Annotated in this window: 1 protein-coding gene; it reads right to left on the bottom strand. The window is 65.5% G+C overall.

Annotation, left to right across the window (positions count from 1 at the left end; all coding sequences use genetic code 11):
* A partial coding sequence (locus D5041_RS21965) for an Ig-like domain-containing protein (protein ID WP_265285842.1) occupies positions 1-261 on the bottom strand: 261 nt, incomplete at both ends.

Genomic DNA, 261 nt, shown 5'->3' with positions numbered 1-261 from the left:
GGTCGCGCCTCCCTCCACGGTCAGGTCGGCGATGCTGAAGCTGTCGGGGGCTATGTCTTCGGAGAAGCGGATCGTGACGGTGGTGCTTTCGCCCAGGTGCAGTTTGTCGTCACGGAGCGTGATCGGGTTGGTCGCCGCCAGCGTGGGGCGCTTGGTGTCGATGCTGTAGTTGGCGCTGTGGGTGATGCCCACCCCGGCCCTTTCGGCTGCGTTCCTGACCCCGGTCATGTTCACGCCGATGCTGTTGCTCGCGTCCTCCGT

The organism is Verminephrobacter aporrectodeae subsp. tuberculatae (assembly GCF_026127385.1).
Taxonomy (GTDB): domain Bacteria; phylum Pseudomonadota; class Gammaproteobacteria; order Burkholderiales; family Burkholderiaceae_C; genus Acidovorax; species Acidovorax aporrectodeae.
The sequence above is the reverse complement of the archived record's forward strand: the minus strand, read 5'-3'. Positions and strand labels throughout refer to the sequence as shown.